Annotated in this window: 21 protein-coding genes and 3 pseudogenes; 9 read left to right on the top strand and 15 right to left on the bottom strand. The window is 39.2% G+C overall.

The features are described from left to right. Nucleotides 1-8: 8 nt before the first annotated feature. The 5 genes and pseudogenes from lepA to rpoE all read right to left on the bottom strand — a co-directional run bounded on the left by lepA (nt 9) and on the right by rpoE (nt 4,693). On the bottom strand, nt 9-1,796 hold the full coding sequence (gene lepA / locus P4S65_RS08540; protein WP_007377529.1) for a translation elongation factor 4: 1,788 nt from the start codon (nt 1,794-1,796) through the stop codon (nt 9-11). Nucleotides 1,797-2,071: 275 nt separating this feature from the next. Continuing rightward, a pseudogene (locus P4S65_RS08535) lies at nt 2,072-2,520 on the bottom strand (SoxR reducing system RseC family protein). A 20-nt stretch (nt 2,521-2,540) separates the two neighbouring features. After that, on the bottom strand, nt 2,541-3,491 hold the full coding sequence (locus P4S65_RS08530) for a MucB/RseB C-terminal domain-containing protein (protein ID WP_033040040.1): 951 nt from the start codon (nt 3,489-3,491) through the stop codon (nt 2,541-2,543). A gap of 4 nt (nt 3,492-3,495) precedes the next feature. Continuing rightward, nucleotides 3,496-4,110, bottom strand: a complete 615-nt coding sequence (locus P4S65_RS08525; protein WP_033028990.1) for a sigma-E factor negative regulatory protein — start codon at nt 4,108-4,110, stop codon at nt 3,496-3,498. 1 nt (nt 4,111) lies between these two features. Beyond that, nucleotides 4,112-4,693 (bottom strand): RNA polymerase sigma factor RpoE, encoded by a 582-nt coding sequence (rpoE, locus tag P4S65_RS08520; protein WP_007377533.1) that lies wholly within the window; start codon nt 4,691-4,693, stop codon nt 4,112-4,114. Nucleotides 4,694-4,939: 246 nt separating this feature from the next. Between rpoE and nadB the strand changes: the two genes are divergently transcribed. Beyond that, nucleotides 4,940-6,550 (top strand): L-aspartate oxidase, encoded by a 1,611-nt coding sequence (gene nadB, locus P4S65_RS08515; RefSeq protein ID WP_008134820.1) that lies wholly within the window; start codon nt 4,940-4,942, stop codon nt 6,548-6,550. On the opposite strand, the gene P4S65_RS08510 is transcribed toward nadB, so the two are convergent. Next, nucleotides 6,525-6,881 (bottom strand): hypothetical protein, encoded by a 357-nt coding sequence (locus P4S65_RS08510; protein WP_007377535.1) that lies wholly within the window; start codon nt 6,879-6,881, stop codon nt 6,525-6,527. The genes nadB and P4S65_RS08510 overlap by 26 nt on opposite strands. Nucleotides 6,882-6,936: 55 nt before the next feature. Then, complete coding sequence (locus P4S65_RS08505; RefSeq protein ID WP_008134821.1) at nt 6,937-7,188, bottom strand: FAD assembly factor SdhE; 252 nt, start codon at nt 7,186-7,188, stop codon at nt 6,937-6,939. Between the two features lie 164 nt (nt 7,189-7,352). Between P4S65_RS08505 and ygfZ the strand changes: the two genes are divergently transcribed. Continuing rightward, nucleotides 7,353-8,264 carry a tRNA-modifying protein YgfZ gene (gene ygfZ / locus P4S65_RS08500; protein WP_337119957.1) on the top strand — a complete coding sequence of 304 codons (912 nt, stop codon included), beginning with the start codon at nt 7,353-7,355 and terminating at the stop codon, nt 8,262-8,264. Nucleotides 8,265-8,276: 12 nt separating this feature from the next. Then, nucleotides 8,277-8,762: an FKBP-type peptidyl-prolyl cis-trans isomerase gene (locus tag P4S65_RS08495; RefSeq protein WP_007377538.1), complete on the top strand. Its 486-nt coding sequence runs from the start codon at nt 8,277-8,279 to the stop codon at nt 8,760-8,762. Nucleotides 8,763-8,803: 41 nt separating this feature from the next. Here P4S65_RS08495 and P4S65_RS08490 read toward each other — a convergent pair. The 3 genes and pseudogenes from P4S65_RS08490 to P4S65_RS08480 all read right to left on the bottom strand — a co-directional run bounded on the left by P4S65_RS08490 (nt 8,804) and on the right by P4S65_RS08480 (nt 10,498). Further along, nucleotides 8,804-9,291: pseudogene (locus tag P4S65_RS08490) on the bottom strand (hypothetical protein). Nucleotides 9,292-9,317: 26 nt separating this feature from the next. Then, complete coding sequence (locus tag P4S65_RS08485) at nt 9,318-10,130, bottom strand: DUF481 domain-containing protein (protein WP_007377540.1); 813 nt, start codon at nt 10,128-10,130, stop codon at nt 9,318-9,320. Nucleotides 10,131-10,177: 47 nt separating this feature from the next. Beyond that, entirely contained in the window at nt 10,178-10,498 is a 321-nt protein-coding gene (locus P4S65_RS08480; RefSeq protein WP_007377541.1) for an HI1450 family dsDNA-mimic protein, read from the bottom strand. 254 nt (nt 10,499-10,752) lie between these two features. Between P4S65_RS08480 and P4S65_RS08475 the strand changes: the two are divergent. The 4 genes and pseudogenes from P4S65_RS08475 to P4S65_RS08460 all read left to right on the top strand — a co-directional run bounded on the left by P4S65_RS08475 (nt 10,753) and on the right by P4S65_RS08460 (nt 13,570). Beyond that, nucleotides 10,753-11,542 (top strand): annotated as a pseudogene (locus P4S65_RS08475) (crotonase/enoyl-CoA hydratase family protein). Between the two features lie 63 nt (nt 11,543-11,605). Beyond that, complete coding sequence (locus tag P4S65_RS08470) at nt 11,606-11,959, top strand: CidA/LrgA family protein (RefSeq protein ID WP_076923569.1); 354 nt, start codon at nt 11,606-11,608, stop codon at nt 11,957-11,959. Continuing rightward, on the top strand, nt 11,952-12,695 hold the full coding sequence (locus P4S65_RS08465; RefSeq protein ID WP_096792615.1) for an LrgB family protein: 744 nt from the start codon (nt 11,952-11,954) through the stop codon (nt 12,693-12,695). The genes P4S65_RS08470 and P4S65_RS08465 overlap by 8 nt, the downstream gene beginning before the upstream one ends. 38 nt (nt 12,696-12,733) lie before the next feature. Beyond that, nucleotides 12,734-13,570 carry a mechanosensitive ion channel family protein gene (locus P4S65_RS08460; RefSeq protein WP_007377545.1) on the top strand — a complete coding sequence of 279 codons (837 nt, stop codon included), beginning with the start codon at nt 12,734-12,736 and terminating at the stop codon, nt 13,568-13,570. Between the two features lie 54 nt (nt 13,571-13,624). Here the strand turns inward: P4S65_RS08460 and P4S65_RS08455 are convergent, their stop codons facing one another. Next, nucleotides 13,625-14,107 (bottom strand): winged helix-turn-helix transcriptional regulator, encoded by a 483-nt coding sequence (locus P4S65_RS08455; protein WP_033015324.1) that lies wholly within the window; start codon nt 14,105-14,107, stop codon nt 13,625-13,627. 170 nt (nt 14,108-14,277) lie between these two features. Here P4S65_RS08455 and putA point away from each other — a divergent pair, with 170 nt between their 5' ends. Continuing rightward, a complete protein-coding gene (gene putA, locus P4S65_RS08450) occupies nt 14,278-18,081 on the top strand; it encodes a bifunctional proline dehydrogenase/L-glutamate gamma-semialdehyde dehydrogenase PutA (RefSeq protein ID WP_337119956.1) in 3,804 nt (1,267 codons plus the stop codon). A gap of 113 nt (nt 18,082-18,194) precedes the next feature. Beyond that, complete coding sequence (locus P4S65_RS08445) at nt 18,195-19,388, top strand: HD-GYP domain-containing protein (protein ID WP_337119955.1); 1,194 nt, start codon at nt 18,195-18,197, stop codon at nt 19,386-19,388. A 9-nt stretch (nt 19,389-19,397) separates the two neighbouring features. Here the strand turns inward: P4S65_RS08445 and P4S65_RS08440 are convergent, their stop codons facing one another. The 4 genes from P4S65_RS08440 to P4S65_RS08425 form a co-directional block, all read right to left on the bottom strand. Further along, on the bottom strand, nt 19,398-20,435 hold the full coding sequence (locus tag P4S65_RS08440; protein WP_337119954.1) for a general secretion pathway protein GspB: 1,038 nt from the start codon (nt 20,433-20,435) through the stop codon (nt 19,398-19,400). Nucleotides 20,436-20,446: 11 nt separating this feature from the next. Further along, the gene (locus tag P4S65_RS08435) at nt 20,447-21,364 is read right to left on the bottom strand and encodes an ExeA family protein (RefSeq protein WP_007377550.1); all 918 of its coding nucleotides are present in this window, start codon (nt 21,362-21,364) and stop codon (nt 20,447-20,449) included. A 162-nt stretch (nt 21,365-21,526) separates the two neighbouring features. Then, the gene (locus P4S65_RS08430) at nt 21,527-22,045 is read right to left on the bottom strand and encodes an Lcl C-terminal domain-containing protein (protein ID WP_096792612.1); all 519 of its coding nucleotides are present in this window, start codon (nt 22,043-22,045) and stop codon (nt 21,527-21,529) included. A 9-nt stretch (nt 22,046-22,054) separates the two neighbouring features. Next, a complete protein-coding gene (locus P4S65_RS08425; RefSeq protein WP_337119953.1) occupies nt 22,055-23,695 on the bottom strand; it encodes an Lcl C-terminal domain-containing protein in 1,641 nt (546 codons plus the stop codon). Between the last annotated feature and the right edge of the window lie 51 nt (nt 23,696-23,746).

Below are 23,746 nucleotides of genomic sequence, written 5' to 3'. Positions count from 1 at the left end.
CTTTGTTTTTATTTACCAACTTTTAAAATAGCTAAAAACGCTTCTTGAGGCACTTCAACATTACCTACTTGCTTCATTCGTTTTTTACCATCTTTTTGCTTTTTAAGTAATTTTTTCTTACGACTCACATCACCGCCATAACACTTAGCGATTACGTTTTTACGTAATTGCTTGACTGTGGTACGTGCAATAACATGCTGTCCAATCGCTGCTTGAATCGCAATATCAAACATTTGACGAGGAATAAGTTCTTTCAATGCATCAGCTAACTGACGACCACGAGATTGTGCACCATCTCTGTGAACAATAATCGCAAGCGCATCAACACGTTCACTGTTGATCAAAATATCAACACGCACCATGTCTGATGTTTGGAAGTGTTTAAAATTATAATCCAGTGATGCAAAACCACGACTTGTAGATTTTAATTTATCAAAAAAGTCCATTACCACTTCAGCCATAGGCAGCTCGTATGTAACAGCTACTTGCTTTCCGTGATAAGTCATTTTTGTTTGGCTACCACGTTTTTCAATACACAAAGTAATAACATTACCTAAGTATTCTTGTGGTACCAAAATATTTGCTTCAACAATCGGCTCACGAATCTCTACAATATCGTTTACAGCAGGTAGATCAGACGGATTATCAATCTGAAATGTACCTTCTTTAGTAACTATCTCATAGATTACCGTCGGTGCAGTTGTTATTAAATCAATATCGTATTCACGCTCTAAACGCTCTTGAATGATTTCCATGTGTAGCATGCCTAAAAAGCCACAGCGGAAACCAAAGCCTAGTGCGGTTGAATTCTCTGGTTCAAAGAATAACGACGCATCGTTTAGGCTTAATTTGTTAAGTGCATCACGGAATGATTCATACTCATCTGATGCAATTGGGAACATACCCGCATAAACCTGAGGCTTAATCTTTTGAAAGCCAGGTAAGCGAAGTGGAGCTGCATTTTTTTGATGAGTAATAGTGTCACCTACTGGCGCACCATGTATCTCTTTAATGCCCGCAATAACAAACCCTACTTCACCTGTTCTTAAAATACCGGTGTTGGTTTGCTTAGGTGTAAACACACCCACTTGGTCGGCAGTATGGATATGCTCGTTCGACATTATTTTTATTTTATCGCCAGTGCGTAATTCACCGTGCTTAATACGCACTAGTGATACAACGCCTTGGTATGGGTCAAACCAAGAATCGATAATAAGTGCTTGTAAAGGTGCATCTTTGTCGCCTACTGGTGGCGGAACATCTTTAACAATCATTTCAAGTACTTCAGCAATACCTACGCCTGTTTTAGCACTACACTGCACAGCATCTAGGGCATCAATACCAATAATCTCTTCAATTTCTTCTGCAACACGTAAAGGGTCTGCTTGCGGTAAATCGATTTTATTAAGTACTGGAATTACTTCTAATTCCATTTCAATAGCGGTGTAACAGTTAGCTAGTGTTTGTGCTTCAACGCCTTGGCCTGCATCAACAACGAGTAGTGCACCTTCACATGCAGCTAAAGAACGCGACACTTCATACGTAAAATCAACGTGTCCTGGAGTATCAATGAAATTAAGTTGGTAGGTTTCGCCGTCGTTCGCTTTGTAATTCAACGTTACACTTTGCGCTTTAATGGTAATACCACGTTCGCGCTCAATATCCATTGAATCCAAAACTTGTTTTTGCATTTCACGGTCGGTTAAACCGCCACAAACTTGGATCAAACGATCTGAAAGGGTCGATTTACCATGGTCAATATGGGCGATGATCGAAAAATTACGGATATGCTTCATAAACTGGATTCTATACTTCTATTTTAATGGACTAAATATGAATACCTAAGTGACTTGAAAATACTTGCTTTAGGATGCCATAAGCTCAGTTTGTAAATTACAGACTTAGCTCACGCTTTTTAAGATGGGTTATAATCATTTTATTTAATGAATAACAATAAGTTATGCTTAATAAACTTAAATAAGTCAGTCAGATAAAATAATTTTAAAAACCACAATTCCCTGTATTTCCAAGTTACTTTGGTATAAAACGGCAATTTTACATTTAATTGGCGTCAATCACCATCTATTTGAGTTAAAGGGATACTAATTGGATGAATTTTTATTACTTTTATATCGTGCTTAAGTGATTTAACACGAGTTTTAGCAATAAAAAATCCAGTAATGCCACCTAAAGCCGCCGCTAAGATTTGCCAACCTTCGGCCATTAAAAGTAACTCAGAAGCAATAAATGCAAACGTTAGACTTAAAAATAAAGGTAACATATATACAGCAAAAGCATGTTTAACAACGAGGCTATCATCAAGTGACAAAGTAACTTTTTGACCGACCTCGACTGGTAAGTCGAATCTATATGGAAAGGTTTTTTTGCGGTGCCGAATAACTTGCCAAACACTTGTGAGCCGCAACGACCATTGCAGCCTTCACAAGCTTGTTTTTGCTGTGCTTCTAAATAAGCAATGTGGCCATCAAGGGCCACAACTGTGAGGGTTTGTTCAATCATAACAATCCTTACGGAATCGCCTATAGTGCGCGGGTAACTGACTCTGCAATTGCTTTTGCGGTCATACTCGGTACATTACCAACAACCGATACATCAAAATTACCGCCATTATGCACATATACCGTCGTTGCACCAGATGTTAATGCACCGCTTAAACGCTTACCAGGTAAAGGTCGCTGTATAAATATAGAGATCTCAACAAAACCATCAGAAAATAAATAATAGTCTGTTAACTCATTATTTAAATCGAGTTTATGCCTGTCAGATTTTAATAATTCAAAGCCATTAGGTAACCAGTTTATATTCCAATTCTTTGCTGTATTCTCTGCACCACCTAAATCACTTTCTGGTAGAGGCGTTGGAAAGTTACGATTGAGTACTTCCAACAGCATACTAGCAGGCTGTTCAGTAACACTAACATGAGTTAGCTGTAGCTGTTCAAGCGCCTCACCTTCGTGGTTCACGTACGCTGCTTTTAAAAGTAAAGACGACTCCATATCAAGCCAAATCCAGTAGTTATATTTGAATTCATCTTTGGATTCAATTCGAACTAATTGAGCCGCACGCCCTGCAATGCGCCCTTTACCACCCATTACAAAATCATAATGTGCGCTCAAACGCTCAATGTCTTTAAATAACACTTCAGGAATGGGGCCAGCAATCGAATCAGTTTTAAGAGAGTATGGCTCTGACTGCGGTTCAAAATAAGTGACTTGATTATTAACACGAACCATTTCAAGGCCTGCGCCATTGAGTAAACTTAAATGCTCAAGCTCTGTGTCGCCTTGTTTGGCATGGACCCAACGATATGGTTCCATTGTTTTACCCTTAACAACCACAAATGAAGCATCAAAATTACGGTTATGTACGGCATTAGCCATTTTAAGTAATAAATCTTTGGCAGGATTTATATCGTTGGCAAATGCAGTAAAGCTAACTACCAACGACAGAATAAAAGTGATTACTTTCATTTAATTAGTTTTTTTCCTCTTGCGCTTTTATACTATTTTGCGCTGTTTGAAGCGAGTTAGCAACACGTGCTTGTCGTTGATGCTCTAAAACTAATGCGCCAATACGTTGTTGCTGCAATTCACGTAAGCCTTGTTCAGCATTTTCAAGCGCTGGCTCAGATGAGTAACTTACTGGCGAAGCCATACCTGTTAAAGGGGTAGTTTGCAGTAAAGGGATTTCGCTTTGCTGCTGATTGTTACTTTGCGGAAGTGTATTAACGCCCACAATAGCAAACATTGCCACACTTGCTGCAATCGCTAGTTGGGCAACAGGTTTGCGCCAATTAAAAGCAACTACATTATTTTTTACAGTTTCAGTGACTGCTTGAGGCTCTGTGTTTGGCTGGTTGAAGTCAGCATAAACAGGCTCGCTTTCTAATGCTAATGCAACGCGATCGCTAATATCAATATGTATGTCATTATTATTTTTTTGAGCACGCATTGCATCACCAATTAACGCATAACGGCCAAACGTGGTTACATCTTGCTCTGCAATTTTTGCATCAGTTAGATGTTGTTCGCCATCAAGTAATGCCGATAACACTTCGTTATCTAACTTGTTAAGGTGTGCTTTCGTCATACTAAGACTCGCCTATTAATGGGTTTAATTTGTTATCAATTGCTTCTCGGGCACGAAAGATACGCGAACGCACCGTCCCGACAGGGCAATCCATGACCACTGCTATTTCTTCATAGCTCATCCCTTCGATTTCTCTTAGGGTTATCGCAGTTTTAAGATCTTCAGGCAAACTATCAATCGTATTAAAAATAACAGCGCGTACTTCTTCGCTTAAAAGTAGATTTTCAGGGGATGCATTTGAACGCATCGAATCCGCACAGTCATAAAATTCAGCTTCTTCAGCGTCGATATCATTTGCTGGCGGTTTACGGCCCTGTGCTACTAAGTAATTTTTAGCACAATTAACGGCAATACGGTATAACCAAGTATAAAAGGCACTATCACCTCTAAAGTTTGGAAGTGCACGATAAGCTTTTATAAATGCTTCTTGTGCTACATCTGCAATATCACCTTGGTTTGATACATAACGTGATATCAAACCTGCAATTTTATTTTGATACTTCTTTACTAATAGATTGAAGGCGTTTTTATCACCCTGCTGAACCCTTTTTACTAGCGCTAAATCTAATTCCTGCTCGCTCATTCGAGCCGGTACTCCTATGTCTGATTTTTGCTTGTTATTCATAGTGTCGCTATTGTTCACAAATACTCTGACCTCTACATGAATAAAAAGTTCTGTTTAATATTATTTTTTTATAAAATAGTTCATAAATAACAGCGTTAGGCTATTAAAATCACTACGTAGTAATATGACAAATATGATACAACTACAGATATTGAAAACAAATATTGCTCTATACGAGCATTGTAACCGCAAAGTACCTCTGACATGAACCAAAATAAACACCACATTGCTGATGTCGCTATTATCGGTAGCGGCGCAGCAGGCTTATCACTAGCTTTATCTTTAGCTAATTTTTGTAACGTTACCGTAATTAGTAAAGGGGCTCTGACAGAAGGCTCTACATTATATGCTCAAGGCGGTATAGCTGCTGTATTTGATAAACAAAATGACAGCATAGAATCCCATGTAGAGGATACACTCGATGCTGGCGGCGGCTTGTGCAACAGAGAAGCCGTCCACTACACTGCAAGCAACGCCCATGATTGCCTGCAATGGTTAATTGATCAAGGCGTGCCTTTTGATATGGAATTTGATAGTAAAGGCAAAGAGCGCTTTCATTTAACGCGCGAAGGCGGTCATAGCCATCGTCGTATTTTGCATGCAGCTGATGCGACTGGCAAAGCAGTACAAACTACATTAATAAGCCAAGTAAAAGCGCATAAAAATATTACACTTTTAGAGCAATACAACGCAATTGATTTAATTACTGATAAAAACACCGAAAAAACAGCTTCGCATATTCACGGTATGTATGTGTGGAACAAAAAAGCTAAAAAGGTAGAAACCATTTCGGCAAAATTTGTTGCTCTGGCGACCGGCGGGGCAAGTAAAGTGTATTTGTACACCTCAAATCCTGACGTATCAAGTGGCGATGGTATTGCAATGGCGTGGCGGGCGGGCTGTAAAGTGGCCAATATGGAATTTAATCAGTTCCATCCAACAAGTTTATATCACCCTGAATTACAAAACTTCTTAATTACTGAAGCTATGCGTGGTGAAGGCGCTTATTTAAAACGCCCTGACGGCACTCGCTTTATGAAAGACTTTGATGAGCGTGAAGAACTTGCTCCACGCGACATTGTTGCACGCGCAATCGATTTTGAAATGAAACGCCTCGGCGCAAACTGTGTTTACCTAGATATTAGCCACAAAGATAAAGATTTTATTATTGAGCACTTTCCTACTATTTATGCGAAATGCTTAAGTGTAGGGCTTGATATAACCAAAGAAGCAATCCCAGTTGTCCCCGCTGCCCACTATACTTGCGGCGGTGTAATGACCGATTTTAACGGAAAAACCGATTTAGATAATTTATACGCTGTGGGTGAAGTAGCTTATACAGGCCTTCACGGTGCAAATCGCATGGCAAGTAACTCATTACTTGAATGTATTGTGTTTGCCCATGCTGCTGCAAAAGATATTTTAAGTAAAATAGAGCATGCGCCAGAGCCTATAGCACTTCCATATTGGGATGAAAGCCGAGTTAGTAACTCCGATGAAGAAATTGTAATTACCCATAACTGGCATGAACTACGATTATTCATGTGGGATTACGTTGGTATTGTTCGATCAACTAAGCGTTTAGAGCGTGCACTGCACCGAGTTGAACTATTACAGCAAGAAATACATGACTACTATGCTAATTTTAGAGTCAGTAATAATTTGTTGGAGCTACGTAATTTAGTGCAAGTAGCTGAATTAATCATTAGAAGTGCAATGGAACGCAAAGAAAGCCGTGGCCTTCATTACACTATTGATTACCCTGAGCAAAACGAAAATCCAACACCAACTATTTTGACCCCGCAGCGCCACTAATAGCGCTAAGTGTTGCACGTTTTAATCGAGCATAGCTTTGTTCGTTAACTCCATTGGCTGAAATAATTAGCCAATGGTTTTTACTAAAGCCTTTAATATAAAGCCATACACTGCTACCAAGTATGCGACTTTGAGTACTTATTTCACCTTGAATTTTTAGCGACTGACTTTCAAATCTAAATAGGTTTGGCTCTAAAATAACAACTCCCCGTATCGGGTGAGCAGCTAAAACTTTTCGCCAAACAAATAATCCAGCCACTGTATTTACTACAACACAAAAAAGCATTGCCAGTACAGAACTTAAAAATAAGCATAATATCAAAGCCAGCATACAAAAAAAGACCACAACTGGTTTATGGTCTGCTTTATTATCTGTAACTGTAAATCTATACACGAACTCTATCTAAAATAAGTGAAACCATTGTATTTAACTGCTCATCTTTACACTCTTGATGCCCCATAAACCATGCAAATAAATCAGGGTCTTCTTCTGTTAGCAAACGCTGAAAGATAGCTTGCTGCTCTGTGCTCAAAGAGTCGTATGCTTCTTCTACAAACGGCATAAACAAAACATCTAGCTCTAACATGCCACGACGGCAAGCCCAACGAATACGTGCTTTACTATGAATTTCAACCATTTTAAACCTCATACTTAATTGACTCGAGTTTAACAAATGCGTGTCAACTTATCAGCTATTAATCGCCGATTAAAATAATAATCCACGCCAATTAGCGCTTGTCTGTACCATACGTAACAACTGCGTTATTATGTCACTTCATTTATATTGCAAAGAAGGTTTTTATGTCGAGCGTTTATGCATGTCCGTTATCTCATCAACTTATTAGCCTTAGCGGTGCTGATAAATTATCTTATTTGCACGGGCAAATTACTCAAGATCTCAATAAATTAACCAGCAGTAACTATTTATGGACTGGCCATTGCAGTGCCAAAGGAAAGCTTTGGGGTGTATTTAAATTATTTTCTCATCAAGATAACTATTACCTTACAGGCAGCGCAGCCGAAGTAGAAAAGTCGTTAGTTGAACTTAAAAAATACGCTGTATTTGCAAAGGTCGATATAAATGTCTCCTCTGAGCGTTTAATTGGCTTAATCGGCGATGACTTAACAGACGTACTTGCTCAGCTTAGTATAACATTTGAAGACGATGCTACTGCGTGCGACTTGAGTTATGGTAAAGCATTAAAGTTAGCAGATAATCGCGTGTTATTGATGGTTGATAGCCAATTTAGTATTCCTGATAATATATCGACTCTTGATAACGATGCGCCCTGGAAACAAGCAGCAATTTTAGCCGGCGAACCACAATTAAGTAGTGAAGCTATTGGGGAATATGTTCCGCAGATGGTTAACCTACAAGCTATTGGTGGCATTAGCTTTAAAAAAGGATGTTATACAGGTCAAGAAACTGTGGCCCGTATGAAATACCTTGGTAAGAATAAACGCGCAATGTATATCGTTTCAGGACAAAGCGAAGGGCTACTTTCAGAGCTTAATCTGGAAACCCAGTTAGGCGAAAACTGGCGCCGTGCGGGTAAACTTATAACGCAAAGTTTTGATGAGCAAACAAGTAAACTAACAGGCCTCGTTGTGTTGCCAAACGATACTGATGTAACTCAGGTACTTCGTGCAAAACACACACCTCAGGTGGAGCTAAGCATTCTGCCTCTACCCTACTCTCTTGAAGATGAATAAATAGGAATGACTATGATCGTTGCGGCAAACAAAGTGGTAAAAATGCATTATTCGGTAATGGATAATGATGGCAATAGCATTGATAACTCGTTCGGTGGTGAGCCACTACACTTTATCATTGGCACAGGCTATTTAATTTCAGGCCTAGAAAATGCTTTGCTGGGCAAGCAACCAGGCGACACGCTTAGCGTAAAGGTTGAACCTGAAGAAGGTTACGGCGAGCGCCACGACAACCTAATGCAAGCGGTACCTAAATCAATGTTTGAAGGTATGGAAATTGAAGTTGGCATGCAATTTCGTGCATCAACAGATGATGGCGACCAATCAGTAATGATCATCGATATTCAAGATGAAGAAGTGATTGTAGATGGTAATAACCCGCTTTCAGGTATAACACTTAACTTTGATGTAGAAATTCTAGAAGTGCGTGATGCAACACAAGACGAATTAACTCACGGCCACGTACATGGCGAAGGTGGGTGTGGCCACGACCACTAATATTGTATACAGCAGATAAAAAAGCGCCTAAGGCGCTTTTTTTATATCATATTGTTGCGCTTAACCACTTCAGTTTCGCTTTTTGTCTTACTAGGAAGTGCTATTGATACTTTCTTTTCTTTCAATGCGGCTAGTAAACCTTTTTGATCGTTTGTACCTACACGATACATAGTGCCATCCTTAAGCGTTAGCTGTATTGCACTAAAACCAGATACTGTATACACCCAACCATCGTGAGTAATACGGATACCTATACCATGGCGATATGAATTTTGTACTGCTTTTACTTCAGTAATCTCGCTAAGCAAAATACTTTGCCCAGCAACACCAGGCCCAAACGCCCAACTTATTTTATTATCATCAACTTTTACTGTTAAGCCATGAAACAAAAAGCCCACCAGCACTAAAATACCAGTAAATATCATTAAGGGTCCATCTGCACCTAATAAGTTCCACGCTAGTGCAACAAATCCGCCTATCCATGCTAATACAAAAAAATGAACACCGCATACTGCTTATGCTGATACATAACACTCTCTAAAATTAAATAAATACTTAAAAGTTATAAACCAAGGTTGCACTAAGCTCTGAATCAAACTTAAGTTTATCATCCTCGGGTTTTGAATTATAACGGTACATATACGCAAACTTAAGTGATACAGCACCAACGACTTGGCTTATTAATGCTGTTTCTGATTTAAAGCGAGAATTAAGACCCGAAAGCGATTGCTCTACACTGACATCTTGATTAAAACGAGTTCGCTTAGAAACCAAACGCTCCCATTGCATTGCAACTCTGACTAAATAACCCGTTTTATTTATATCATCCTCACTTACATCTGACTCTTCATCAGCAACGGAGCGATATAAACCGGGTCCTACATCAATATCAACTTTGTTTTTAACACCTTGATATACACGAGTACCGTAACCGGTTGCGATTGTGCTTTTAAAATCTAAGCCGCTAAATTCATCTTCTTCGTAATCGCCGTAAATAAAAAAGGATGAGTTTTTCACACCCACTTTATAATTACCCTGTGCAGAGACAAACACACGATTAGCTGTTACATCGCTGTCGCCTGTTTCATCGTTTTCATCGCGCTTATAAAGGGAGTCTATTTTGAATTGATTACGCCACTTCTCAAAGTCTTGATATAAATTACCTTTGAGCTTAAAACTGGTCGAATTAGCGTTGCCTTTGCTAAGAATAAAGCCAAACTCAGTATCCCCATAAAGCATTTCACCTTTGTGTAACTCATGGATCTCTTCATCCGAAAGCTGTCCATATTCATGAAAATCTTCAAAAGGATCAACAGCCCAGCTTGGGCTACTAATCAATAAGAGAATTAAAAATAAATACTTACGCACAAATACGCTCTCTTGCACACAATTATAAACAAACAAGCAATATGGGCTTATTCACTTTCTTTCCATAAAATATGACAAAACGGCGCGTCTTTATCACGACTAATTAAAATTTTTGCAAATAAGGCATCTTCATTTTCAAATTCTAAACCGACTAACACTTGAATAAAGTGCTCTGGTTCAATTTCAAGTGCTACAAAATCTTGCCATTGGTCATCTGGCTCATCTTCTTCAATAAAGCCAAGATCTTCTCGGTATTGATTAAAGTCTTCAACATCTTTATCGCTCAAGTTATTTGGCGCTAGCTCTAAAAAAATATCATAGGCTTGATGAGTTGCTTCTTCTATCGTGTGTAAACGTGGGCCAGACATGAGTGATTAACCTCTAAGCTTTTAAGTGACATCATAATAACAAAACTAGCATCTATATAGATAAAAAAACGCTTAAATACCTTACTTTTTTATCATCACTGCACTCATTTCGAAATATTTATATTGTTATTAGCAAGATCAACAATATAAGACTTTGAATTACTCAATTAATTCATTTTTTGTGTAAAAACTTTCTCTCTTTACTTAGTTAACTTAACAACATAAGCTCAAGTAACAGGTCAGAGGAGTGTGTAATGATAAAACTAGAAAAACAACATGGCATTGCTACCGTCACGCTTAGTAGAGCAAAAAGCAAAACGCATTAAGCTTTCAAATGTTTGTAGAGTTAAACAAAGCCATTAAAAGCATAAAAAGAGATCGCAGTATTCGTGCTGTAGTAATAAAAGGCGATGGCGAGCATTTTTGTGCAGGCCTTGATATATCAGCTGTCATGGCGGCACCATTGAATATTATAAAATTATTGCTCAAATGGTTACCTGGCAATCAAAACTTAGCGCAAAAAGTAGTATTAGGCTGGCAGTCACTAAGCGTTCCTGTTATTGCACAAATTGATGGCAACTGTTTAGGAGGGGCTTACAAATAGCACTAGGTGCCGATTACAGAATTGTTCATGTTGACGCCAAGCTTGCCATTATGGAAGCACGCTGGGGGCTGTGCCCCGATATGGGCGCAAATGTAATGATGAGCGGTTTAGTTAAGTGTGACCAAGCACTTTGGCTTGCAAGCCACGCAAACCCAATCACAGCACAACAAGCAAATGAGCTAGGTTTGGTTACTCAGCTTACCGATGATACTCAACAAGCCACGCAAAACATGCTCAATACATTACTCGAGCGCTCACCCGATACGCTTGCTGCTATTAAACGTGTTACACAACTTAGCTATAAACCAAACCAACGAAAAATACTCGCTAAAGAAACCTTCAGCCAAATTCGCTTATTGCTAAACCCAAACACTAAAAAAGCAATTGCTAAAGCAAAAGGAAAAGCGGACATAACCTACGCAGATACAAAGCACTGGTAGACAATGCATAAAAGAGTTTGATTTGTTAAAGTTAAGCTCTTATCTTTTCTGTGAGCCACTTTGATGAAATATCTGCTCAGTAGCGCTATTATTTTACTATGTTTAGCCTGCGCTAAACTCATTATGCACTTTATTGGTGGAAGCTTTCCTGCACCGTTACTCGCTATGGTTATTTTATTAGTTTTACTCTTATCGGGTATTGTAAAAGAGCAACATGTAAAACCATGCGCCTCCCCTATTTTAAATATTATGCCTATATTTTTCATTCCTGCGGGTGTGGGATTTATTGAACATCTCGGCCTTATAAAATCGCACTGGGCATTTTTAGCATCAGTTGTGTTGCTAGTTCCTATAACTACCTTATTGCTTGTTAGCAGTGTAATTGCGTACTTTAAGGGAAGAGAAAATAATGACTGATTTTACTTTTTCCGCTATTTCAGAGCTACAGCCTACTTTATGGTGGCTAAGTATTCCTTTTATAATTGCATTGTTTTTAGCACTAAGGGCCGTAAACCAAAGTATAAAAAACAGCGTATTAAAATCGCTCACCAACCCCGTATTTTTAAGTATTAGTATTATCGCTTTATTCCTCGTTAATCTAAATTTGCCTTATACGCAATTTGCCACGCACAGCAAATTGCTAAGCTGGTTATTAGAGCCCGCAATTGTCGCTTTAGCGCTTCCTTTATATCAGCAGTTTACACACGTACGAAAAAATCTATTACTTATAGTCGCAACATGTAGCTTAGGTATTGTTAACGCAACCGTTGTGGCATTTTTGCTAAGCATATTATTTAATGCGCCAGCGCAGCTAAGTGCATCTGTTGCCGCACTCAGTGTCACTACACCTATATCTTTAATCGTCACTGATTCATTGGGTGGAATCAGTTCACTTGCTGCAGCTTTAGTTATTTTTATTGGTTTACTAGGGGCTTTATTTGGTTTTATGCTTTTTAAACTCGTTAATATTTTTAATCACGAATCTCAAGGCGTTGCCATGGGCACAGCTTGTCATGCAATTGGGACTGCCGCTGCTATTGCCGAGCATCCAAAAGTTGGCGCTTACTCATCGGTTGCAATGGCGCTAAGCGCTTTATTAACAGCGATTATAGTACCGCTGTTATATCCATTTTTAGTCAACATTTTGCTATAGTTGGAAAAATACAACATAGCCCTAACATAGAGCGCTTTATGATCAGTTCTGAAATCGAACAGTTTGAAAAATATTACACCATGCTTACTGAGTATATGGTTACCTACAGTATGCAAATTGTCGGTGCTATTTTTATCGTCCTCATTGGTTTGTGGATAGCGCAAAAGCTTGCCAAATTTGTAGCTGCGTTAATGACCCGCCATAATGTTGACATTACGCTCACTAACTTTGTCAGTAGCGTGGTAAAAGTACTGCTAATTGTAATGGTTATAATTATTGCACTTGGCAAAATAGGTATAAGTGTTACTCCCTTTGTAGCAGCTATTGGTGCTGCGTCTTTAGGTGCAGGTTTAGCACTACAAGGAATGCTCTCTAACTATGGTGCAGGCCTTGCCATTATAGCCACTCGACCTTTTGTTGTTGGTGATACTATTGAAGTTAAAAATGTAAGCGGCCAAGTTAAAACAATTGAGCTTGGCTACACAATTTTAATCAATGAAGAAAAAGTAGAAATTACTATTCCAAATAAACATATTGTGGGCGAAATACTTCACAACTCGTTTAGTTACTCATTGGTCAAAGGTGAGATAGACATAGCTTATAGTGCATGTTCTGATAGCGCCATTAGTCTAATTGAAGAGGTACTTAAAGCGCACAAACTGGTCGCACAAAACCCATTATCGCAGGTCGGTATTGAACGTTTTGCCGATAGCGGTGTTACAATCAGCTACAGATATTGGGTGCCTACTACTAAAATTATCGAAACCAAACTGGCTATTAACGGCGGTGTTTATAAAGCAATTAACAACGCTAAGATTGAAATTCCATTTCCTCAACGCGTTATTACAATTAATAAAAACGGTTTAGAGAGTTAATTTAGTTTTAAGTGTGAGCCTGCTTAGCCGCAAGCTCACACATTTTAGAACAAACTAAATATCAATTAGTAAACCATCGTCTTGTTTAATTTTTTCAATCACCATATAAGTGTGGTGCGTACCGACTCCCGGTATATCAACTAAATCCCCCAATACTTGTCTATACTCTTCCATGTTAGACACGCGTATTTTTAATAAATAATCATAGCCACCAGCAACCATGTCGCATTCAACCACTTGTTTAATTTTTAAAATATGCTCTCTAAACACTTTAAATACGGCTGTATTTGAGGTAACAAGCGAAACTTGCACATGAGCAACTAAGCTTTGATTTAGCTTAGCTTCACTAAGTTTTGCATAATAGCCTTCTATGTAGCCCTCTTGCTCTAAACGTTTAACACGATCAAGGCATGGGCTAGGGCTCAAGTTAACCTGTTTTGCCAGGTTAACATTAGAAATTCTGCCGTTCTTTTGTAGAACGTCTAGTATGGCTAAATCGATACGATCTAGCATGCGTAATCTATTTGGAATTGTCATAACAGAATTTTATGCGGATAAGTTAAATTTATGCCCTGTAAATTATCGTAAATCGCGAAATTTAACCAGCATATTCTGCGGAATTTTAATTAGAATGCACTCACAATATCACTGATAATTTATTGGTAATTAATTTTACTTTAAATCCTAAACACTCCTGAGGGTTGCTTATGTTATTCAACGGCGATTTAACTACTAACTGTCCTATTAGACAGAAAATTCGTGACTTTTACCGCATAGACGAAAATGCGGTTATCGATCATATTTTACCGCTTGCAGAAGTGGGTGTAAAAGCACGAAGCCGTGCATGGGAAAGAGCCCGCCAGATTGTTTTAAACATTCGTAAAGAGCAAGATGGACAAGGCGGTGTTGACGCACTTTTAAATGAATTCTCACTCTCTAGTGAAGAAGGTGTTGTATTAATGTGTTTGGCCGAAGCGCTGCTTCGCGTACCAGACAAAGCAACTCAAGATGTACTTATTCGCGACAAATTGGCCAAAGGTGATTGGAGCTCTCATTTAGGAAGCAGCGATTCTTTATTTGTAAACGCGTCCTCTTGGGGATTGTTAGTTACCGGTAAAATGGTTAACTACACAGACAAAACGAAAGAACAGCAGTTCGGCATGCTTAAAAAGACCATTGGTCGTTTAGGTGAGCCAGTTATTCGTAAATCCGTAAATTTTGCTATGAAAATTATGGGCAAGCAATTCGTTATGGGCCGTACCATTGACGAAGCAATTGAACGTGCTGCCGATACAGAGCAAAAAGGCTATGTATATTCTTACGATATGCTAGGCGAAGGCGCGCGCACAATGAAAGATGCAAAGCGTTACTTTGACAGCTACATGAATGCTATACACTCAATTGGTAAAGCGGCCAATGGTCGTGGTCCAATTAAGAGCCCTGGTATTTCAGTTAAACTTTCGGCTATTCATCCACGCTATGAGTTCACTCATAAAGACCGTGTGATGGAAGAAATAGTCCCTAAGTTAAAAGAACTTGCTCTTGCCGCTAAAAAATACGATATCGGCTTTACCGTTGATGCCGAAGAAGCTGACCGTTTAGATATTTCATTAGATGTAATTGAAGCGGTATTTAGCGATGAAGATCTTGGTGATTGGCAAGGATTTGGCTTAGCGGTTCAAGCGTACCAGAAACGTGCTATTTTTGTAATTGAATGGCTAACCGAGCTTGCGACCCGCGTTGGTCGTAAAATGATGGTCCGTTTAGTTAAGGGTGCTTATTGGGATACAGAGATTAAAACCACACAACAAGATGGTTTGGATCACTACCCCGTATTTACACGTAAAGCCACAACCGATGTTTCCTACAAAGCATGTGCAATTAAAATGCTTGAAGCGCGCGATGTGCTTTATCCGCAATTTGCTACACATAACGCTTACACTGCCGCGACTATTTTAGAAGTAGCCAAAGGCGACAATACAGGTTTTGAATTTCAACGTTTGCACGGTATGGGTGAGTCACTATTCGACCAAATCGTTAACGAAGAAAAAATTCAGTGCCGCGTATATGCCCCTGTTGGTCAACACGAAGATTTACTTGCTTACCTTGTTCGTCGTTTATTAGAAAATGGCGCTAACTCATCATTTGTAAATGCCATTGTAGATACATCTAAACCTGTTGAATCGCTATTACCAGATCCTGTAGAAACACTACAAGGCTTACGTAACAAGTACAATACGCAAATTAAAATGCCAATTAATTTATACGGTGAAGAACGTGCTAACTCTAAAGGCATGGATTTAACCGACATTAACGTTATTACCCCTTTCAAAGAGAATCTTGAAAGCTGGTTTAATGAGCATTTAATTGAGCAAAGCCAAGTACCTGAAGGCTCATTGGCCGTTAAAAACCCAGCGAATCATAAAGAAATCATCGGCCACGTTAAATTACAAACTGGCGAAGAGATGAAAGTATTACTGGCTAACGCTGAAGCAGCTTTTGAATCATGGTCGCAAACATCAGTAAAAGAACGTGCAAATTTACTGCGTCGCGTTGCTGATATTTTAGAGCGTCATCACGACGAACTAGTCGCTATCTGTATTAAAGAAGCGGGTAAAGTAGCACAAGACGGTATTGATGAAGTGCGTGAAGCGGTTGATTTTTGCCGTTACTACGCGGCGCGCGCTGAGGAGCTATCGCAAGATGAACGCTTTGAAGCCCGTGGCGTTATTTTATGTATCAGCCCGTGGAACTTCCCGCTTGCAATATTCTTAGGCCAAGTTGCTGCTGCCATTGTTACAGGTAACACAGTAATAGCAAAACCTGCTGAGCAAACAAGCTTAATTGCCCTTCGTGCAATTGAACTAATGCTGTCTGTTGGCTTACCTGAACATGTTGTTCAACCGGTTATTGCTCGTGGTTCTGAAGTAGGCAAAACAATTGTTCCTGATGAACGCATTCAAGCAATTATGTTTACCGGCTCTACAGAAACAGGCACATTAATTTCTCAAACACTTGCAGCACGTAACGATATTCAAGTACCGTTAATTGCAGAAACTGGCGGCCAAAACTGTATGATTGTTGACTCAACGGCGCTTCCTGAGCAAGTAGTTGACGATGTGATCAGTTCTGGTTTTCAAAGTGCTGGGCAACGTTGTTCGGCTCTTCGTGTTCTATTTATTCAAGAAGACGTAGCTGATGGCATCATCGATATGCTTAAAGGGGCTCTAGCTGAGTTACACATTGGCGACCCATCGTTACTATCAACTGATGTAGGCCCTGTAATTGATGAAAAAGCACTTAAAAACTTAAACGACCATGTTGAGTACTTAAAAGGTAATGCAACACTGCATTACGAGTGCAAAATTCCTGATAATACATTAAATGGTGCATTCTTTTTTGCGCCTCGTTTATATGAAATTAAGGACTTATCAGTACTTAAACGTGAAGTATTTGGCCCATGTGTTCATATTGTGCGTTTTAAATCGAGCGAACTTGATGATGTGATGGATCAAATTAACAACACAGGTTATGGCTTAACAATGGGTGTACATTCACGTATTGAAGAGCGCTGTGAATACCTTGCTAAAATGTCACGTGCGGGTAATGTTTACATTAACCGCAGCATGATTGGTGCTATTGTTGGTGTGCAACCATTTGGTGGCCGTGGTTTATCAGGTACTGGCCCTAAAGCCGGTGGCCCTAACTACCTACAACGTTTAGTAAAAGAAAAGGCATCACCAGATAACGTGCAAATGACAAACCTGACGCCAGACGAACTTGATTTACACCACTACAGTGGTGCAAATGAACAAGTTAAAAAGCTAATGGCTAACTCAATGCGCGATGAAAAGATTTGGCGTGCAACACCGCTAAATGACCGTGTTTCGGCTGTACGTCAGTTGCTTGCTAAAATCGCGACGGTAGAAATTATCGACGATTTAGCAGACGATTTGGCATTAACACTATCAGAAGCTCGTGCACAGCTTAACCGCCTAGAAAAGCACATGCGTAAATTTACTACCCTGCCTGGGCCAACGGGTGAGTCTAATACACTTCATCTAGAAGCGCGTGGTTGTGTCGTGTGTTATGCAGATAAGAGCACATCATTTAACTTCTGGGCATTGTCTATCATTACCGCTATTGCCGCAGGTAATACGGTAATTACTGTAGCGTCTGAGCTGTTTTATGATGAAGCTGTTGCCTTTAAAGATAAATTTATCTCTACAGGTGTTGCTGAAGGTGTTTTCCAAGTTGCTAAACCTAATCAGTTACAAGCTATCTTGGCTCACCCTCATTTAGCAGGTGCAGTAGTTGCTGCTCGCTCGTCTCGCTTAGGCTACTTTAGCCAGCAGCTAGCACAGCGTAAAGGTGCTATTTTACCAGTAATTAGCTCTGAGTATTACGATACGTTAATCAAACGTCTTATTACTGAAAAAACAATCAGTATTGATACAACAGCATCAGGTGGTAACACATCACTAATGACGCTTGTTGAAGATGATGAGTAATTAGAAAACTAATTTCTTAATAGACACGAGAGGCACCTAATGGTGCCTTTTTACTATGTAAATAGCGTAAAGTTTGTTACTTTATAGTTAATCAAACTATATAAGTAAATAAATTGAAAACCATTCTTATTTCACAATTACTTCCAGGTATGTTTGTACAACATGTTACTAAGCAAACAGGTCGCATTAAAGTTAAAAGCCAAGGCTGGGTTAAAACTCAAGCGGATATTGATAAGCTAAAAAAAGCAGGGATCTTAGAAGTAGAAATAGATCCTGATAAAACCCTTGTCAATACAGTTCCTGAAAAAGAGCTAGAAAGCACTTCTGCAGTAAAAATCAAACGAGACCCTTGGCAAAAAGCACACAGTGCAGAACAAGAAATGGGCAAAGCTAAAAAGCTTTATGACGAAGCTAAAACACTTCAACTCAAAGCATTTAAAGAAATAAAAGCTGGCCGAAAAATAGATATAGCCCCTTTTAGAGAGCTTGCAAGTGGCTTTATGGATTCAGTGTTTAGAAATCAAGATGCGTTAGCGTGCCTTACACAAATGCGTCAAAAAGATGCTTATTTACTTGAGCACTCTATTAATGTTTCTATTTTAATGAGTATTTTTGCTAAGCACTTAGAAATAGATAAAGAAATTATCGAACAATTAACAACAGGTGCTTTGTTACATGATATTGGTAAAATAAAAATACCTGACGAAATTCTCAATAAACCGGGTCGTTTTAGCGACGCTGAATTCGAAATAATGAAAAAACATTCCCTTTTTAGTAAAGAAATTTTAGAAGGGTCTGGCTTAAAAGGAATCGCTGTTGATATTGCTGGTATGCATCATGAGCGTTTGGATGGCAAAGGTTATCCGTTTGGTAAAAAAGGCAATGAAATAAGCCAATATGTGCGCATGGCCTCAATTGTTGATGTTTATGATGCATTAACCGCTGAACGCGTTTATAAAGCTGGCATGGAACCTATTAAAGCATTTAAAATATTAAAAGAAGGCTGCCCCGATAGTTTTGACCCTGTGCTGCTTACTAAATTCATTCAATGCATTGGTATTCACCCGGTTGGGACTTTAGTAAGGTTATCAAGCCAAAAAGTCGGACTAGTGACTGAAAGCAACCCTGCATCGCCACTAAAACCGATAGTAAAAACATTTTACAGTGCTAAACACAGCCGTTATACGGAAGTACAAGATATAGATTTAGCCAATAAAAAGACTTTAGATACCCTTGAATCAACTGTTAAACCAAAAGAATATAATATTGATTTAGAACGTTTTTATAAAAATTCAATACTGCCATAGAGTGGTCGCTTATTGCGGCCAATCTTGCAATGCTTTTAAACTAAACTCGTAACCATCAAAATCAAGGACGCTCTGCTCTGGTGTTATTTCTCTAACCGTTAGCGCACCAATACTCTCTCCTTCATGTAGCTCTCGTCCATTTAACTTTATCCAACGTTTATCAGCACTGGATGAATAAATATGCGCTTGGTATTTAATGCTAGGCAACATTGATTGCAAACCATCAGGCAGTAGCTCCACAGGCTCAACACGTGATGACGTTTTTGATGCTTGAGTAACTTCATAATCTTGATTTTTTTCGACATCTTGTATCGCTTGCGCAAATGCATTTTTAAGCGTTGTTGGCACGGCATCAAGTTCAGGATCGCTCACTTGTTGAGATTGATTGCTACCATTAATTGGCTTACCTAGTACTTTATATTTACTCATATCTAGTTGAGCCGATGCGGTATTTTGATTTTTCCCGAATACCGAAGTGTTTTGTGCATTATTTGGATTGTAATTACTTTGTGGGTTAAACGCTGGCTGATTATAATTTTGAACCGGCATTACTTGTTGCATATTTTGCTGATTATAACCTGCTGCGCTCGTGACCTGACTCGATGGCATAGGGATATATTGCCCACTAGGGGTTAATAACATTTGCTGTACACCATTAGGTGTTTGCACATGCACAAGTTGCCCTTCAATCGTTGCAGTATTTGTTGAAGCTACTTTTGCAGGCTCTAACTTAGCTATTTGCTGCTTTTCAACTTCAGTATCTATTTTTTTAGCATCTTCTTTAGGTGCTGATTTTTCGCTTTCAACCACATTAAGTACAGCGGGTCCCGCTGCGTTTAATAAGGTAGAACTTTGAAACCACTTACCGACAGTAAAGCCACCAGCGACAGCAATAAAAGCACCTAAGCTTGTACCAAAAACTAATGCTAATCGCCTATAACGCTTGAGTGCTTGCTGCTGTTTTAACTGTTCTGATTGCAAGTCGTACTGCTCAGCACTCATATCTGATTGCTGCGACTGCTTTAGCGCATCTAATAAATAAGACATAACTTACCTAACTATAAAATAAATGAAAGCCCAATACCTACGGCAAATAAAGTAGCGAAAGCAAAGCTGTATGATACAAATGATGTTCCCTTGTTCGCTTCATTAACTGGCGCTACAAAATCCATTGGTAATGACTCATGTGCTGATTTTTTTATTATATCGCCATCAACTATCAACTGCTGCTTTGCAAATGTGCCCACTAAAGCACGTTCACACACCAAGTTCATTAGGCGCGGCACACCACCCGTTAATTGATGAACTGCTTGCATAGCATCCATCGAAAAAATCCCTTTATCGCACCCTGCAACGTGCAAACGATGCTTTATATAAGCCACGGTTTGGCCTTGCGTAAGCGGCAATAAATGGTAACGAGCTGTTATTCGCTGAGCAAGTTGTCTTAATTCATTGCGCTTTAAAAGCTCTTGGAGTTCAGGTTGGCCCACAAGCACTATTTGTAATAGCTTTTTATGATCGGTTTCTATATTTGTCAGCAAGCGCAATTGCTCAAGCACATTAGGAGCAAGTAACTGTGCCTCATCAATGATAAGTATGGTGTGACCACCCGATTTATTATTAGTCTCTAAATGCTTTTTTATAATATCGGTAAGGCTTTTAAGCGTCGAATTATTAGTATCGTAACTAATATTAAGCTCATCACAAATACTGGCTAATAACTCTAGCTCCGAAAGTGCTGGATTATGGATCATTGCGACTTGGGTATTTTCAGGCAATTGCTCAAGCATACTGCGAGTGATCGTGGTTTTTCCGGTGCCCACTTCGCCCGTTAATAATACAAAGCCGCCATCTTCACCCAATCCATAGGTAAGGTGCGCTAAGGCTTCTTTGTGCCGTTCACTTAAAAACAAGTAATGGGGGTTAGGCGAGATAGAAAAAGGTTTTTCGTTCAGGCCAAAATAGCTTAAATACACCGTGATGTTCCTTCATAATTAAATCACGGCCTATAATGGCAAAAAAAGCCCCTAAGTGACAACACTGTGAGTGCTTTATTATTGAAATAACGTAAATTTATGAAAAACAAAAAAGCGCAGCTGTTTTAAAGTTGCGCTTCATACCTTTAAATTTACACTTTTTTATTTTTCATAGCGCACTAATCGTAAATACACATTACTTGTTTTAGCATGCAAACTATTTAGGCCACTATCAAACTGATAGACCCATGCAGAGCTCATTGTGCTCACACCCGATGTATTTGACCAATAATTTTGAAGCTTAGTGCCAAAAAATACAGTTTCATTAATACTCGGCTCTGTGCAACTGTGCTCTAAAATACTCGCCAATTCTTTAATGTTAGGCATTTGCCAATCATCGTAATCTGCGGTTGTATCATTTTTAGCTCCGCGTAGTGCCTCTTGCCAAGTGAGAGAAGGTGTTGAGCCTTCACAAAGTTGTGTCTCTGTATTGTAAGTCTGCCCATAACTACAGCGTTGCCACATAAGGCCAGTTTCGCTATCAGACACTGTGCCATCTGCATTTATAGTAAATCTATCTGTCGGTGTTGTGGTATCTGCACCGTCGTAGCACGTTTGCGCCGCTGCAATATTAAAGCTCAAACTTATAGTTGTTATTGCATAGAGTAATTTTAATTTCATTATTTTCTCCTAACGACTTCTAACTAAACGTACATAAGCAGTATTTTCTTTTGGATAAGCAAGATCGTTACCATCACTCATATCAATAATATACGCTTGCGATAAACTTGTACCATCAGCTGCTGTTTGTGAGGTCCAGTAACGTAAATGGCTTAATGCACTTTCACTTGGCATATTAGGGAAAAATGCCTCGTCAATTAATACACTTTGACCTTGTTTTCCGTAATCAATTAAGCCTAAAAGCTCTTTGTAACTAGGTAATCGCCAGTTCGTACCGCCACAAAAATCTAAGTCATTTACTTCGTTTATATAGCTTTGTACACCACAACTTGTATTATCAGGGCACGTACTATTAGCTGAACTTGTATCTGTAAAGGTCGTGTTGCCTACATCCCAAAAATAATGATTTTGACCATCACGTAACGAAGTATTTGGTACCGTGCCAGATGCCACACTTTTCACCTCCCAAACCAACCCTGTTACGTTATCGCGAATACAACTAAAACTATTGCTGGTATCAGACACTTCATCGGCAAATTCATTTAACTTCGTATAATCAAACGCTAAATTACCTTTACCTACTTTATCCAAACGATTTGCAAAGCTGTCGCGGCCAAGTTCTGCATCTTGCGCGGGAAAGTCATCGCTTTCACAATTAATACGCTGGGTATTGTTATAACACTCACCCACACCACTATCATTTATAAGCCCGAGAGCTTTTGGCGATACATCTACAAATAAAGAATCTGTGTCTGTACGTCCTTTTGAGTCAGTTACCGTTACTTCAAAGCTCAATGTGGTCTCGGTGTCTACATCTGAGGCAAAAAATGTCGTTGTACACTGATTACTATTACTTAATGTTTCGGTATTACCGGTAAGTTGTTGCCATTTACATTGGTATGTATCTGTTACGGTTTCACTGCTAGTTGCATCAAGTGTTACCTGCTCAAACTCTTCAATATTTTGATCAGCACCCGCATTTGCATCCACTAATTCATTTGTTTTGTTGAGGGTCATTGAATATTGAGTGCTTGCCTCACCGCCTTCATCATCTATAACAGTTAACTGCCAAGATAAATTTACGTTACTTTCAAGCAATGGATGAGAAAAGCTGAGTGTTGACTCATTAAAGCTCGCAATATTTAACTCAGGCCCCGATAGCAATTGCCAAAAATAGCTATCAATTTGGCCATTTTCATCCGGATCGCTTGACTCAAGACCGCTTAAAGTGACCGTGTCTTTGTATACAGAAGGAAGTGTTTCAGGCGATGTTTGTGTAACAGTAACAAGGGGAAGCTGGTTATTAGAACTAACTGAGATGGAAATGTCGTCACTAACGGCGCTAGTGCCGGAGCTTTGATAGCTCACTCTTAAAACTATTTCACTGTCAGTTTTTACATCTGGTGCGGTGAGCGTTTGTTCTGCTCCCTCTAACGGAAAGCCATCTAAGCTTGGACCGCTTACTTGTTGCCAAGTAAAAGTTCCATCAGCAGGAGAACCCTGTGCTGTAATGGAAAAATCGGTTTTTTCAATAATTTGTAAGTCGTTTCCAGCATTAACAGATGATTCTACATCTGCATCATCGCTGCCACCACCGCCTCCACATGCGCAAAGCAAAGCAATAAGAGGAATTAAAGCAAACGCTTTCATACAAAGCACCTTTTATGTCAAATAATTACTATAGTGTAATCATAAGCAATA

It is taken from the genome of Pseudoalteromonas sp. B131b (genome assembly GCF_037162545.1).
Lineage (GTDB): Bacteria > Pseudomonadota > Gammaproteobacteria > Enterobacterales > Alteromonadaceae > Pseudoalteromonas > Pseudoalteromonas fuliginea.
Note: the sequence above shows the minus strand (reverse complement) of the source record. Positions and strands in the feature narration are given on the sequence as shown.